The sequence below is a fragment of the Micromonospora sp. WMMA1363 genome (assembly GCF_030345795.1).
Lineage (GTDB): Bacteria > Actinomycetota > Actinomycetes > Mycobacteriales > Micromonosporaceae > Micromonospora.
The window spans coordinates 1,078,142-1,092,376 of record NZ_JAUALB010000001.1; the positions used below are offsets into that span (position 1 = coordinate 1,078,142).

Annotated in this window: 9 protein-coding genes and 1 pseudogene; 7 read left to right on the forward strand and 3 right to left on the reverse strand. The window is 73.9% G+C overall.

What is annotated here, in order from left to right:
* Position 1: 1 nt before the first annotated feature.
* Together crcB and QTQ03_RS04945 are read right to left on the reverse strand one after the other, a co-directional pair.
* Positions 2 to 361 carry a fluoride efflux transporter CrcB gene (gene crcB, locus QTQ03_RS04940; RefSeq protein ID WP_289280682.1) on the reverse strand — a complete coding sequence of 120 codons (360 nt, stop codon included), beginning with the start codon at positions 359 to 361 and terminating at the stop codon, positions 2 to 4.
* Positions 358 to 876, reverse strand: a complete 519-nt coding sequence (locus tag QTQ03_RS04945) for a FluC/FEX family fluoride channel (protein WP_502889695.1) — start codon at positions 874 to 876, stop codon at positions 358 to 360. Before QTQ03_RS04945 ends, crcB begins: the two co-directional genes overlap by 4 nt.
* A 372-nt stretch (positions 877 to 1,248) precedes the next feature.
* Here QTQ03_RS04945 and paaK point away from each other — a divergent pair, with 372 nt between their 5' ends.
* The gene (gene paaK / locus QTQ03_RS04950) at positions 1,249 to 2,556 is read left to right on the forward strand and encodes a phenylacetate--CoA ligase PaaK (protein WP_289276932.1); all 1,308 of its coding nucleotides are present in this window, start codon (positions 1,249 to 1,251) and stop codon (positions 2,554 to 2,556) included.
* Positions 2,557 to 2,584: 28 nt separating this feature from the next.
* A complete protein-coding gene (gene paaI, locus QTQ03_RS04955; protein ID WP_289280683.1) occupies positions 2,585 to 2,959 on the forward strand; it encodes a hydroxyphenylacetyl-CoA thioesterase PaaI in 375 nt (124 codons plus the stop codon).
* Between the two features lie 3 nt (positions 2,960 to 2,962).
* Here the strand turns inward: paaI and QTQ03_RS04960 are convergent, their stop codons facing one another.
* A complete protein-coding gene (locus tag QTQ03_RS04960) occupies positions 2,963 to 5,470 on the reverse strand; it encodes an AAA family ATPase (protein ID WP_289276933.1) in 2,508 nt (835 codons plus the stop codon).
* Positions 5,471 to 5,660: 190 nt separating this feature from the next.
* Here QTQ03_RS04960 and QTQ03_RS04965 point away from each other — a divergent pair, with 190 nt between their 5' ends.
* From QTQ03_RS04965 to QTQ03_RS04985, 5 genes and pseudogenes are all read left to right on the forward strand, one after another.
* A complete protein-coding gene (locus QTQ03_RS04965; protein WP_289276934.1) occupies positions 5,661 to 8,552 on the forward strand; it encodes a helix-turn-helix transcriptional regulator in 2,892 nt (963 codons plus the stop codon).
* Between the two features lie 101 nt (positions 8,553 to 8,653).
* Positions 8,654 to 9,424: a DUF5995 family protein gene (locus QTQ03_RS04970; RefSeq protein ID WP_289276935.1), complete on the forward strand. Its 771-nt coding sequence runs from the start codon at positions 8,654 to 8,656 to the stop codon at positions 9,422 to 9,424.
* A 318-nt stretch (positions 9,425 to 9,742) separates the two neighbouring features.
* Entirely contained in the window at positions 9,743 to 10,126 is a 384-nt protein-coding gene (locus QTQ03_RS04975; RefSeq protein ID WP_289276936.1) for a hypothetical protein, read from the forward strand.
* Between the two features lie 77 nt (positions 10,127 to 10,203).
* Positions 10,204 to 12,293, forward strand: a pseudogene (locus QTQ03_RS04980) (APC family permease).
* Between the two features lie 394 nt (positions 12,294 to 12,687).
* Positions 12,688 to 14,208 carry a right-handed parallel beta-helix repeat-containing protein gene (locus tag QTQ03_RS04985; RefSeq protein ID WP_502889841.1) on the forward strand — a complete coding sequence of 507 codons (1,521 nt, stop codon included), beginning with the start codon at positions 12,688 to 12,690 and terminating at the stop codon, positions 14,206 to 14,208.
* Positions 14,209 to 14,235: the final 27 nt, after the last annotated feature.

Below are 14,235 nucleotides of genomic sequence, written 5' to 3' on the forward strand. Positions count from 1 at the left end.
GTCAGGTCAGCGCACCGGCCGCCGCGTAGCCCAGGCTTGCCGCCGCGACGGTGGCCGCCACACCGAGCAGGGCGTTGGTCAGCGCGTCGCGGTGGCGGCCGACGTGAGCCAGGCGCAGGGTCTCGTAGCTGAACGTCGAGTATGTGGTCAGTGCGCCGCACAGACCGGTGCCGAACAGCGCACCGGCCGCCGGAGAGACCGGGAGACCCACCAGAAACCCGAGCAGCAGCGAGCCGACCACGTTGACGGTCAGCGTCCCCCAGGGAAACGCCGTACCGAGTCGGGTCTGCACCGCCCGGTCGGTGAGGTAGCGCAGCGGCGCCCCCACGGCGGCGCCGAGCGCGACCAGCAGCGCGGTCATCCGCCACCGCCGGTCGGGCCGGCGCCGTGGCGCGAGCTCGCGCTCGGGTTCCGCCCGGTCCTGGCCAGCCGGTCGGTGGCGGCGTGGCCGGCCCAGACCGCCAGCACCGCGCCGGCCAGGGTGGCCGCCAGATAGGCCAGGGCGGTTGCCGGTGCGCCGGCGACGACGAGTTGCTGCGCCTCGACCGCGTAGGTGGAGAACGTGGTGTAGCCGCCGAGCACCCCAACGCCGAGGAACGGACGGGTCAGGGCCGGCCCACCGCGTCGGGTGAGCACCGCCATCAGGACGCCGATCAGCAGGCACCCGCTCAGGTTCACCGTGAGGGTCGGCCAGGGAAAACCGGCCGGGTCGTGCGGCAGCGCGGCCGACAGGCCCGCCCGGCCCAGCGCGCCGAGCGCACCCCCGGCGGCGACGGCCCCGAGCACCGTGACCGGGTGGGCGGTCAGCTCGGCCCGGTCGGCGGGTACACGCAGGTCGACGTCGGCGTCGACGCGTCGCTGCTCCGGACCGGACACCCGCCCCTCCACCCCGCTCCGGTGTTGGACCGGGCCACCCTACCCCGATTATCCGCCGGCCCCGGGGCGGTGCGAGGCCTCGGCCGGGATCAGCGGACGCGGCGTCGGCCCCGCCGGCCACACCGCGCCGACCTCGGTGAGCCTCGTCGTGGCCGGGCCTTCTCGACCTCCGCACCCGTTCGCCGCGGCGCGGTCCGCCAGCACCCCGGGCCTCGCCGAGTCACCCCAGTCCAACGGACTCCCGACGCCGCCCGGTGCGCCGTGGTGGTGGTGCCCGGTCGGGAGCGGGCGTACGGTACCAAGATCGGCGGAGCGTGCCGGGTGGCGCCGAGCCTCCGTCGCCGTCCGAACCAGGCGTGAGGAAGGGCAGCGATGGAGGACCGTACGCCCCGTCCCGAGGAACTGGAACCGATCGAACGGGCGGGAGTCGACGAGCTGCGGACCCTGCAGCTGGAACGGCTGCGCCGGTCGCTGCGGCACGCGTACGACACGGTGCCGCACCACCGACGGGCCTTCGCAACGGCCGACGTCCACCCCGACGACTGCCGCGACCTTGCCGACCTGGCCCGGTTTCCCTTCACCACCAAGGCGGACCTGCGTGACAACTACCCGTACGGGATGTTCGCCGTGCCGCGCGAGCGGATCGCCCGGCTGCACGCCTCGTCCGGCACCACCGGCCGACCCACGGTGGTCGGGTACACGGCCGGGGACGTGCGGACCTGGGCGCGGCTGATGGCCCGCTCGATCCGGGCGGCCGGGGGACGTCCCGGCGATCGGGTGCACGTCGCGTACGGCTACGGGCTCTTCACCGGCGGTCTCGGCGCGCATTACGGCGCCGAGGAACTGGGCTGCACCGTCATCCCGGTCTCCGGCGGGATGACCGAGCGGCAGGTGCTGCTGATCCGTGATCTCGAGCCGGAGATCATCATGGTCACCCCCAGCTACATGCTCGCCATCGTCGACGAGATGGAGCGCCAGGGTGTCGATCCGCGGACCACGTCGCTGCGGGTCGGCATCTTCGGTGCCGAACCGTGGACCGAGGACATGCGTCGCGAGATGGAGCGCCGCCTGGATCTGCACGCCGTGGACATCTACGGACTGTCGGAGGTGATGGGCCCCGGTGTCGCCGTGGAGTGCGTGGACACCAAGGACGGCCCGCACCTGTGGGAGGACCACTTCTACCCGGAGATCATCGATCCGGTCACCGGCGCGGTGCTGCCCGACGGGGAGCGCGGGGAACTGGTCCTCACCTCCCTTACCCGGGAGGCGATGCCTGTCGTCCGCTACCGCACCCGCGACCTCACCCGGCTACTGCCCGGCACCGCCCGGCCGATGCGGCGGATCGAGAAGATCACCGGTCGGACCGACGACATGATGATCGTGCGGGGCGTGAACGTCTTCCCGACGCAGATCGAGGAGCTGATCCTGCGGACGCCCCAGCTGTCCCCGCACTTCCAGTGCGTCCTGGCTCGGCAGGCGCGGATGGACACCCTCACCGTCCGGGTGGAGCGGCGGCCCGGAGCCGACCGGGAGGCCGCCGGGCAGGCCGGCGCGGCGTTGGTCGGGCTGGTCAAGGAGATGATCGGAGTCAGCGTGGCGGTCGAGGTGCTCGACCCGGACTCAGTGGAGCGGTCCATGGGCAAGATGCGCCGGATCGTCGACCAGCGGCGGGGCGGGTGACGTGGGGGAGCGCAACGCCGCGTACGACATGTTCGCCGCCGACGTCGCCTCGCGCGGGCTCGGCATCGAGCTGGTCGAGGCCGCGGACGGGGCGGCGGTGGCCCGGATGCGGGTGACCGCCGCGATGGTCAACGGGCATGCCATCGCCCACGGCGGCTTCGTGTTCCTGCTGGCCGACACCGCGTTCGCGCTGGCCTGCAACAGCCACGGCCCGGTGGCCGTCGCCGCCGGAGGTGAGATCACCTTCGTCCGGCCGGCCCGTGCGGGAGATCTGCTCGTCGCCCGTGCCACCGAGCGCACCCGGTACGGCCGCAGCGGCATCTACGACGTCACCGTCACCCGCGACGAGGGCGAGGTGATCGCCGAGTTCCGGGGCCGCAGCCGCACCCTGAACGGGGCGTGAGGCTCAGGCCGCCGCCGGCACGGACACCAGGCCGGATCGGCGGGGGACAGCCTCCGTAGCCGCGCCGGGTTCCCCAGGCCGTCGGCTTCCCACCGGCCGCCGCCGGGCCGGTTCGGACGGTGCGGCGGACAGGCGCGGTCGCGGTGGCACGTTCCCGGCGAGGGTCCCGGTCGCGGGCCGGGGCTGCGCGACCTCGGGTCCGGTCGCGCCCGGCCGGCGCCGCACGTGCCCGACGGGCGGTGATCCGGATGTGGCGGGACCGGCATCGCCGGCCGCCGCGGCGGTGGCGGGGCGCCGCGGCGTGGGGTCGCCGGGCCTGACGGCCGACGATGCCGCCGGAGCGCGCTCGACCCGCCGCGCGGTCGCGAGCACCGGCCGGGGCGCCGCGAGGGTCGACCCGCGTGTCTCGGGCCCGCGTTGGCCCGAGGCCGCCGCAGCACCGGGCCGGCCGACCACCGTGCCGGTCATCCGACGCACCCGCTCCTGGCCAATTGGCCAGGACGGCGCGACCGCCGGAGCCGGTCCGGGCATGCCGTCCTCGGTGGCGACCGGCCGGGTGAACGCGCCGGGCCTCCCGTTGGACGCGCGCTCCGGCGCACCGGCGGCACGGCGGACGCCGGGACCGTCCGGCCGGGCGATCCGCCGGGCGTCGGGCGTCGGGTCCGGGCCGTCGTCGACGGGCGAGCGGGTCGGGGGCACCGGCCGGGGCGCGGACGGCCCCGACCGGTGGCCTGCGCGGGTGAGCAGTTCGGCGCGGACCGTCCGGGTCAGCCGCGCGGCGGCGACCGTGGCGACCAGTGGGTCGCCCACGGCGTATCCGCCGGGCCGGGCGGCCAGCAGGTCCCGCTCGACCAGCTGACGCAGCGCTGCGACGGCCCGGCCCGGGGACCACCCGATCAGGTGGTCCACGGTGTCGGCGTCGACCGGAGCGCCGACCGCCGCGGCCGCCATCAGCACCGCCCGCTGCTGGCCGTCGAGGCGGTCCAGGCGGGCGTCGACACTCCGGCGTACCGGATCGGGCAGCGGCGGCCGGGCGGGGACGGCCCCGCCGTCGGGCAGCGCCGCCACGTAGGCCGCGGCCCGCCCCGGGTTCCCGCCAACCAGCGGCAGCAGGGCCGTCACCAGGGCCGCCGGCTTGCCGGCCCGGTGCAGCAGGTGACGCAGCAGCCGTCCGGCCTCCACCGAGGACAGCCGGCGTAGTGACAGCCGGCACCGGTGGTTTCGATCGCCGGTCCGAGCGTCGGCCCACTCCGGGACGTGCAGCGCCACCACGGCTAGCGGCAGGGCACGGGTGCGGGCGCCGGCGAGGAGCCGGTGCAGGAAGTGACCCAGTTCTGGAGCGCCTCGGTCGAGGTCGTCGACGGCCACCGCCACCGGCTGCCGCTCGGCGAGGGCGAGCAGGCACTCCTGCCAGACTGCCGCGCCCCGCAGGGCGTGGGTGCCCGCGTCCGGCCGGGCCAGCAGCCCCTCCAGCGCGTACACCGCCTCGGTTCGGCGGGCCGCCGGAACCAGCTCGGAAACGGCGGCGGTGAGCCGCCCGCGTACCACCGGGGACGGGTCACCGGCGCGGACTCCGGCGAACGCGCGGACCTGGTCCGCGACGGGTGCCAGCGCCTCCTCCGGATACGGCGGGCAGCTCACCCGACACCAGCGGACCGGCGTCCCGTCGACCGCCTGTACAGCCCGGATCACCTCGTGCAGCAGCCGGCTGCGTCCGCTGCCGGCCGGGCCGGCCACCGACACCCACCGGGGCTGGCGCTCCCGCACCGCCCGCACGAGCTGGTCCCGTACGGTCGCCAGTTCCCGCCGCCGCCCGATCAACGGTCCGCCGTGGCGGGCGGGCGTCGGGCGGGTCGCGGCGGTGGCGTGCCACACCTCCAGTGGCAGTGCCTTGCCCGCGACGGCCACCGGCGGCACCGGGCGTTGCTCGATCAACCCGTTCGTGGCCTGGTGGGTGGCCGCGCAGAGCGCCACCCCGCCCGCCGGGGCGTACTCCTGTAGCCGCGCGGCCAGGGTGATCACCGCGCCGCTCGCCGTGCCGTGCGCCCCGTCCCGGGTGGCGGCGAGGTCCACCACCGCCTCGCCGGTGGCCACCCCGACCCGGATCCGCAGCGCCGGCCCGCCGAGCAGCGACCGCCGGTCCAGCGAGCGCTGGATCTCCAGCCCGGCCCGCACCGCGCGGTACGCGTCGAACCCGTCGGATTCCCGGGCACCGAAGAGCGCCATCACCGCGTCGCCGACGTACTTCTCCACCACGCCGCGCCAGTGCTCCAGAACTCCCGCCACGGTGTCGAAGTAGGCCCGCTGCAACGCCCGGACGTCCTCCGGGTCCAACCGGTCGATCAGCGCGGTCGACCCCACGATGTCGGCGAAGAGGACGGTCACCGTCCGCCTCTCCTCCGGCAGCGGCCAGTGTGCGGGTGGCTCGGCGACGCGGCCCGTGGGAGGCGGCGGGACCACGGCCAGGAGCCGGCCGTCGGCGTGCCGCGGACTAGCGGTGGTGGTGTACATGGGCTCGCACCCGCCCTCTCCCTCGATCGTGGCTGACGATCGGAGACTGTCACCCGTGGGCCGGCCGGGGATCTGCAGAACGACGTATGTCCGCCGCCCGCAACCTTTGGTCATAATGTCGACGGGATGAGTACGAGAGGGCCGAAAGGCCTGTAGAACGGTCCACCGACCTGTGACTAGGCTTCGTGTCATGGCCAGCGATGTGGACGGTGTACCGCTCGTCGGCCGGGCCGACCTAGTCCAGGTGGTACGGTCCGCGCTGCTCGGAACCGTCGCCCAGGGGCAACCCGCGGCGGTCTTCCTCACCGGTGAGAGCGGGGTGGGCAAGACCCGGCTGTTGCGCGAGGTGGGCGCGGGGCTGCGTGACGCGGGTGCCCTCGTGCTCACCGGTGCCTGCCTGGACATCGGCGACGCCTCGCCGCTGCACCCGTTGTTGCAGGCGCTGCGCCGTTTCGACGCCGAGCTGACCGCCTCGCACGCCCGCACGTCGTCGGCGGTTCGCGGCCTGCTCGGGATGTTCGCCGAGGAGACCGCCAGCCCGGACGGCGCCGGGGCGTTGTTGGAACGCGTGTCGCGCGGGCTGCACCTGATCGCCGAGGGACGGCCGTTGGTGCTCGTCCTCGACGACCTGCAGTGGGTCGACCGCAGCACCCGTCAACTCTTGCTCTACCTGCTCGCGGGCCTGGGCGACCTGCAACTGTCGGTGCTGGCCGCGGTCCGGGCCGAGTCGTTGCAGGGGGCGCACCCGCTGCGCCGGGTGCTGACCGAGCTGCGTCGGCTCCGCTCGGTACGGGTGGTCGACCTGGCTCCGTTGGACCGTTCCGGCACCGAGCAGCTCGCTGCCGCGGTCGTCGGCGGACCGCTGTCTCCGGACGCCGCGGACCAGGTGTGGCAGCGCAGCGGCGGCAATCCGTTCGTGGTGGAAGAGTTGGCCCGCGACCTGCGGGACGGCCGCGACGGGCTCTCCGACACGCTGCGCGAGATCTTCCTGGCCCGGGTGGACGCGTTGCCTCAGCACGCACACGCCGTGGTGCACGCGGTTGCCGCCGGGGTGGAGCCGGTGGAGCACTGGCTGCTGGCCAAGGTGGTGCGGCTGCCGGAGGACGAGCTGATCGAGGCGGTCCGGGCGGCGGTCGCGCACCGGCTACTGGTCGGCGCCGACGACGGCTACCGACTGCGGCATCGGCTGGTCGCCGAGGTGCTGGAGCACGAGCTGTTGCCCGCGGAGCGGGCCGCCCTGCACCGGCGGTTCGCCGAGGCGTTGACGGCCGCGCCGGCCGAGCTGCACCAGGCCCGGTTGGCACACCACTGGCGGCTCGCCGGTGAACCGGCGCGTGCCCTGCCCGCCGCGGTGGCGGCGGCCGAGGAGGCGGAGCGGCTGCACGGGTTCGCCGAGGCGCACCGGCACTGGACGGCCGCGCTGCACCTGGCTGGCGAGCCCGCTGCCGGGCCGGACGCCGACCGGATCGCCCTGCTGGAACGGGCGGCCGAGGCGGCGCACCACTGCGGCGAGCACGCCCGGGCGCTGGCCCTGCTGGAGGAACTGGCCGCCGCGGACGCCGGCGGGTCCGCCTGTGCGCTGCACATCCGCCGGGCCCGTTACCTCGCCGCCGCCGGTCGGTCGGCGCTGGCCGAGGCGGAGTACCAGCGTGCGCTCGACGCCGTCGACTGCACGCCCCGCGAGCGGGCCACCGCCGCGGCCCACGTCGCCGAGCTGCTGCTGCACCTGGGCCGGTACGCCGACGCCGGTCGGCGGGCCCGGGAGGCGCTCGAGCTGTCCGCGGTGGTGGAGGGGTCCACCTCGGAGGTGGTGCTGGCGAGCGCCGCGCTCGGGTTTTCCGAGGCGTACCTGGAGGACCCGGACGCCGGCTTGGCGGTCGTGCGCCAGGCGCTGGAGACCGCCGAGCGGGCCGGCCGGCCGGAGGATGTGGCCTGCGCGTACCTGCACCTCGCCGAACTGCTCACCGGCCCGCTGAACATCCTCGAGGAGGGCGTGGTGGTCGCCCGCCGGGGTGCCGAACGGGTCGCGGAGTTGGGGCTGGGCCGCACGTACGAGACGCGGCTGCTGGCCATCGCCACCAACGGGCTGTTCCGGGTCGGCCAGTGGGCCGAGGCGGAGAAGGTGGTGGCGGCGGCGCTGCGCCACCGGCCATCCGGTGCGGACGCCGTCGAGCTGCTGCTGGCCCGCTGCCGGCTCTCCGTCGGGTACGGCGACATCGAGGCCGCTGACCGGGACCTCGACGCGGTGGCCACCCTGTGCGCGGGCGGCGGGGCGCGGCACGTGATCCCGCTGCTCACCCTGCGAGCCGGCCTGGCGATGTGGCAGGGGCGGCACGACCTGGCCCGGCAGGCCGTGCAGCGCGGCCTCATCGAGAGCCGCTCCGACGACTTGGTGATCCTCGCCGCGTTGATCTGGCACGGTCTGCGGGCCGAGGCCGAGGCGCGCGCCAGCCGCACGATCGACGTCGACCAGACGGCGGTACGGCGGCTGCGGGAGGCCGCCGACCGGGTGGCCCGCAAGACCGAGTCGGCGGCCCGTCCGGTACGTAGCGTGGTCGACGCGTTCCTGGCGCTGTGCGCGGGCGAGGTGGGCCGGCTTGACGGGAATGCCCCGGAGCTGTGGGCCCGGTCCGTGCTCGAGTGGGACCGGCGTAACCACCCGTACCCGGCGGCGTACTCGCGGCTGCGCCAGGCCGAGGCGCTGCTTGCCCGGCGCAGCCGTAGCGCCACGGCCGCGAAGCTGCTGCGGCAGGCGTACCAGGCGGCGCAGGGGCTCGGGGCGGTGCCGCTGACCTCGGAGATCCGCACCCTGGCCGGGCGGGCGCGGGTGCCGCTGGACGAACGGGGCGCCGCCGCGGCGGGCGTCACGTCGTCCGAGGGGGACGAGTTGGCCGCGCTCACGGCCCGGGAGCGGGAGGTGCTCGCGGCCGTGGCGGAAGGGCTGACCAACAAGGAGATCGGCCAGCGCCTGTTCATCAGCGAACGGACCATCGGCGTGCACGTGTCGCACATCTTCGACAAGCTGCATGTGCGTACCCGGGTCCAGGCCAGCGCCATCTTCTTACGCAGCCGCCCCGCGTGACGCGCGTACGCATACGTCGTTCTACTGATCCGGCCGGCCAGCTCCGGCTGCAAGGCTGTGCAGCGTCGCCGGGACGGTGACGGGAGACAGGTGGAGGAGAGATGACCGAAGCGGTTTGGGGGCCCGTGCACCGGGACATCGTCGACCTGCTCGCCGACCGTCCCGCGGACGTGCCGGCAGTGGTGGACCACCTCACGAAGTTGCAGGACATGCTGGTCCGGTTTCCTCCGCTGGAGGAGAGTTGCCCGCTGGCCGACTTCAACAAGCTCTACCTGACCATCACCGAGAGCGTGCTGAACGGCCTCTACGACGACTGGTTCGCCGACCCGGTCTTTCTGTCCCGGCTGGACGTCGAGTTCGCCGCGCGGTACTTCGACGCGCTGCGGCTGTGGACCGATTCCAGCCCGAGCTGCCCCAGGGCGTGGTCGTGCCTGTTCCAGCGGATGCGGGGCCCGGACGCCCGGCCCCTACCGTCGGCGGCCGCCGGGGTCAACGCGCACATCAACTTCGACCTGCCGTTCGCTCTGGTGACGACATTCGACAGCCTGGAGTCGGAGCCGGTGGACGGCACCGACCAGCACCGCGACTATCTCAAGATCAACGATATCTTCGCGGACCGGATCCCGGGGCTGCGCCGTGGGTACCTGGACCGGTGGCAGCTGCTCATCGACATGCTCAACGGGGACATCGACGACTGGTACCAGGGGGAACTGGTCGAGTACACGCGCGACGTCGCCTGGCGTAACGCGCAGAAGATCTGGCGGTGCCGGCACGACCCGACCGCCCACGAGTGCGAGCGGGCGCGACTGGACGACAACGCCGCCCGGCTCGGCCGGCTGCTGCTGTCCCCTCTCGGGGCGTTCCTGCAGTAGCCGGGGACGGGGGGTCCCCGCGCTGCGCCACGGCGCGGAGCGCGGGGACACGTCCATCGGCCCACGGGGGTGGGCGGCCGCTGTGGGCAGCGCCCAGGCGGGCGTGACACGTGGGTACCCCCGTCCCGACGGGGAAAGCGGGTTCGTCGCGACAGGGGAACGGGTCGGCCCGGCCCGGGGGGTGTCGGCCGGCCCACCCGGGGTATGCCTGAGCCGTGACCTGTCCGGCCCGGCGGCCCGCCGCCCGACCCCGTCCCGCCGTACGATCCGGTCCGGCCCGACCCGGACAGCGCCGCACCGGCCGGGGCGGTGGGTGACGTGCCGCACCGATTCCCGTTCCGTTTCGACCGGCACTTCCGTCCGGCGCTGGCGGTGCTCGGTGTCCGGCCGGCGACCGCCTGGGTACGGGTCGACGACGACGAACTGGCCGTGCGGTTCGGTCCTTGGCGCCTGCACACCGGCCGACGCAACGTGGCCGGTGTCGAGTGCGGTGGACCGTACCGCTGGTGGCGAGCGGTCGGGCCGCGCCTGTCGCTCGCCGACGCGGGGGTCACCTTCGGCAGCAGCGCGGCTGCCGGCGTGTGCGTACGGTTCGCCGAGCCGGTACCCGCTCTGCTGCCGGGCGGTTGGCTACGACATCCGGGCCTGACCGTGACGGTGGCCGACCCCGGGGCGCTCGTCCGGCTGCTCGCCGGATCCTGACGGCGAACCAGGTCCGTCCGTTCCACCCGAACCGGGGTGTTCGCCGGCCTACCGTCGGACCGGGAGGGTGACGGAACATGGGTGACGGACGCGGGGCGCGGCCGCGCCGGTCGCATGGGCGCCGGCGTTCGCCCACCGGTCCGTCCGGGGCGGTTCGGGCGGCCCGGAGTCCGCGCCGCCCGGATCCGGGCGGGCGCCAGGTTACCCTGCCGGAGCGGGTGGCCAGCCCTTCCCGGAGCTCGGTGCCGGCGAGCCGGCTACGCCGGTGGTTGTTCCGCCACCGTGTGCAGCCGGTCGGTCCGGAGGCCGCGGAGGGGCAGGCGCGGACCCATCCCTGGTGGCAGGTGATGTGCCTGACCGGGGTGGACTACTTCTCGACGCTGGCCTATCTCCCCGGCATCGCGGTGGTCGCGGCCGGGGTCCTCTCTCCGCTGGCCACCCTTCTGATCGTCGCGTTGACCCTGTTCGGAATGCTGCCGATGTACCGGCGGGTGGCCGGGGAGAGCCCGCACGGGCAGGGCTCCGTGGCGATGCTGGAACGCCTGCTGCCGTTCTGGCGTGGAAAGGTCTTCGTGCTCGTGCTGCTGGGCTTCGTCGCCACTTCCTGGATCATCACGATCACGCTCTCGTCGGCTGACGCCACGGTTCACCTGCTGGAGAACCCGCTGCTGCCCGCGGGGGTGGGTGGGACCGCGGCGGCCGTCGGGGTCACCGTCGTGCTGCTGCTGATCCTCGGCGGGGTCTTCCTGCTCGGCTTCCGTGAGGCGGTGGCGGTGGCCATCCCGCTGGTCGTGGTGTTCCTCGCCCTCAATGCGGTGATCGTCGCAGTCGCGCTGGTCGAGATCGTGGCGGACGCCGACACCGTCGGCGACTGGACCGGCGCGCTGACCCGGGCCGGCTCCCCGGGTGGGGTGGCGCTGACCGCGGTGCTGGCCTTCCCGCTGCTGGTGCTGGGCCTCTCCGGCTTCGAGACCGGCGTGAGCATGATGCCGCTGGTCGCCGGGGCGGGTCCGGACCGCAGGACCCGACTCGCCGCCCGGATCCGAAACACCCGCCGGCTGCTCACCGCGGCGGCGGTGATCATGTCGGTCTACCTGGTCACGACCACTTTCGTGACCACTGTGCTCATCCCAGAGGGTGAGTTCGGACCCGGGGGGTCGGCGTCCGGCCGGGCGCTGGCGTACCTGGCCCACGAGCACGTCGGGGAGGCCTTCGGCACGGTGTACGACCTCAGCGGCGTGCTGATCCTGTGGTTCGCCGGGGCCTCGGCGATGGCTGGCCTGATCAACATCGTGCCCCGGTACCTGCCGGCATACGGGATGGCTCCCGAGTGGGGGCGTGCGGTCCGTCCCGTGGTGATCGTCTATACCCTGGTCAGCGTGGCGATCACGGTCGTCTTCCGGGCTGACGTCAACGCCCAGGCCGGGGCGTACGCCACCGGCATCCTCGCGATGATGGTGTCCGCCGCGGTCGCCGTGGCGATCTCCGCGGCGCGTCGCCGGCGGCGTCGCCTCGCCATCGGCTTCGCGGTGCTCACCCTTGTGCTGTTGTACGCGCTCGCCGAGAACGTCGTCACCAAACCGGACGGGATCACGATCTCCGCCCTGTTCATCGTCGGTATCGTCGTGGTCTCGCTGATCTCCCGGGTGACCCGGACGACCGAACTGCGCACGGAGCGGATCGAGTTCGACCGACCGGCGCGGCGGTTCATCGCGGAGTCGATCGCGCATGACGGCAGGTTGCACCTGATCGCCCACAAGCCCGCGCACGGAGCGATCAAGGAGTACACGCTCAAGGAGCGGGCCCAGCGTGGGATGAATCCGGTGCCGGGGGAGGGGGACGTCCTCTTCTGGAGATCGACGTGGTGGATCCATCGAAGTTCAGCGACGTGCTGCGGGTCCGTGGCGTGCAGGTGGGCGGGTTCCGGGTGCTCCGGGTCGACAGCTCGGCGGTCCCGAACGCGATCGCCGCGATCCTCTTGGCGCTGAGGGACGCGACCGGCGTCCGTCCGCACGCCCACTTCGAGTGGTCCGAGGGTAGTCCGATTGCGCACCTGCTGCGTTACCTCATCCTCGGTAGGGGTGACACTCCGCCGGTGGTCCGGGAGATCCTCCGCAAGAGCGAACCGGATCCGACCCGACGCCCCGGCATCCACGTGGGCGGTTGACGCGTCGTACCGCGCCGAAAGCGGCAATGTGAAGGCGATTGGGTGATTCATTTATATGAGCCCCACTCGGATCCCTTTATCCCCGTACGGTGACGTTCGGTGTCGGTCGCGAGGTCGGTGCCTCGCCGCCCGGACCGGTGCGGCCAGTCATGCACGAGGGAGAGGCAGGAGCTCGATGTCCACAGATCACGAAATCCGGCGACCTCCGCGAACCCGACGGCGGTCCCGAGGACTTCTCGCCAGCGGCCTGGTGGCGGGCAGCCTCGTCGCCGGCGCCGCGGGCCTGGTCGGCCCGACCAGCGCCGCCGCGGCGCCGCACGGCGACGAGAGCAGGATCGCCACCCGAAACGACCGGGGCCACGGGAAGCCCGGTCTGAACGAGTCGGGCCGCGACGTGCTCGGCCGGGAGACGGGGAAGCGGCTCGGCCAAGACCGCGCGGCGGTGTCCGTCCCGTGCGACACCTCCAGGCTGATCGCCGCACTGGTCCGGGTCAACGCCGAGGGCGGCGGGGCGCTGCGGCTCGCGCCGAAGTGCACTTACACCCTCACCGACGCGTTTCACCAGCCCGACATCTACGGCGGCGGCATCCGTGACGCGCGGGAGACCCCGGGCAGCGCCGAGAACCAGGGCAATGCGGAGGCCGCGGGTGGTGCGGAGGCCGCGGGTGGTGCGGAGGCCGCCGACCGTCCGGCACCTGCGGGTGGTGCGGAGGCCGCCGACCGTCCGGCACCTGCGGGTGGTGCGGAGGCCGCCGACCGTCCGGCACCTGCGGGTGGTGCGGAGGCCGCCGACCGTCCGGCACCTGCGGGTGGTGCGGAGGCCGCCGACCGTCCGGCGCCCGCGGCCGACGAAGAGGCGCCGGAACTGCCCGGCGGCGGCACGGTCAACCTACACCCCGCCGACGACAAGGCGGGCCTGCCGGCGATCTACCACCGGGTACGGGTCGACGGACGGGGCGCGACGATCGAGCGGGCCGCCGACGCCAAGGACTACTTCCGGTTCCTCACCGTCCGCGACGGCGGCGAGTTCCACCTGAGCGACGTGACGCTCGTCAACGGCCGCTCCGCCGCCGAGGGCGGCGCGCTGCACGTGGTGCACGGCGCGTCCGCGGTGATCGAACGGGTCACGGTGGTGCGCAGCAGCTCGCTGTCGGAGGAAGGCGGCGGTGGCGGCATGTTCAACGACGGCAACATGGTCGTCCGGGACAGCACCTTCATCGACAACCATGCGACGGGCGCGGCGGGCAAGGGCGGGGGCCTGCTCAACGGCGGGGTCCTGACCGTTCACTCATCGACCTTCAAGGGCAACAGCGCGGTGGCGTACGGCGGCGGAATGGCCAACTTCCGCGCGGCGGCGGAGGTACACACGAGCACCTTCGCGCACAACACCGCGGAGCAGGGCGGCGGACTGGCGAGCTTCTCGGCCCGGACCCGGACGGTCGACACGACGCTCTACCGCAACCGTGCTCGCACCGGCGGCGGAATCGCCAACTCCGACGCCCTGATCTTCCTGCGCGGCATGGAGATCCGGGACAACACCGCCACCGGCAACGGCGGTGGCATCCACGCCCACCAGGGCCTGGTGCCGCTGGACGACAGCGTGGTGGCGGGTAACATCGCCCACGGCCACGGCGGTGGCATCCACGCCGAGAAGTCGAACCTGCTGGTGCGGGACAGCACGGTGCGGCACAACAGGGCCGTCGAGGCGGCGTCGAACGGCGGGGGCCTCTCGGTCACCATGGGCCGGGTCGCGGTCTACCGCAGCACGGTCGTCGACAACGGGTCCACCCGCCCGGCGGGCGGCCTCTTCGTGGACAGGGCCGAGGCCACGGTCGACGAGGAGACGACGATCGTGGACAACAGGGTCACCAACTGCGCGGGGAGCATCCCACCGGTCGCCAACTGCTTCCGGTAGGGCACGCAAGGTCCGCGCTGGGACGGG

Bases quoted from the DNA above. Each gene is read 5' to 3' on its own strand.
- crcB (WP_289280682.1), bottom strand. From the start codon at position 361: ATGACCGCGCTGCTGGTCGCGCTCGGCGCCGCCGTGGGGGCGCCGCTG.
- paaK (WP_289276932.1), top strand. From the start codon at position 1,249: ATGGAGGACCGTACGCCCCGTCCCGAGGAACTGGAACCGATCGAACGG.
- paaI (WP_289280683.1), top strand. From the start codon at position 2,585: ATGTTCGCCGCCGACGTCGCCTCGCGCGGGCTCGGCATCGAGCTGGTC.
- QTQ03_RS04960 (WP_289276933.1), bottom strand. From the start codon at position 5,470: ATGTACACCACCACCGCTAGTCCGCGGCACGCCGACGGCCGGCTCCTG.
- QTQ03_RS04965 (WP_289276934.1), top strand. From the start codon at position 5,661: ATGGCCAGCGATGTGGACGGTGTACCGCTCGTCGGCCGGGCCGACCTA.
- QTQ03_RS04970 (WP_289276935.1), top strand. From the start codon at position 8,654: ATGACCGAAGCGGTTTGGGGGCCCGTGCACCGGGACATCGTCGACCTG.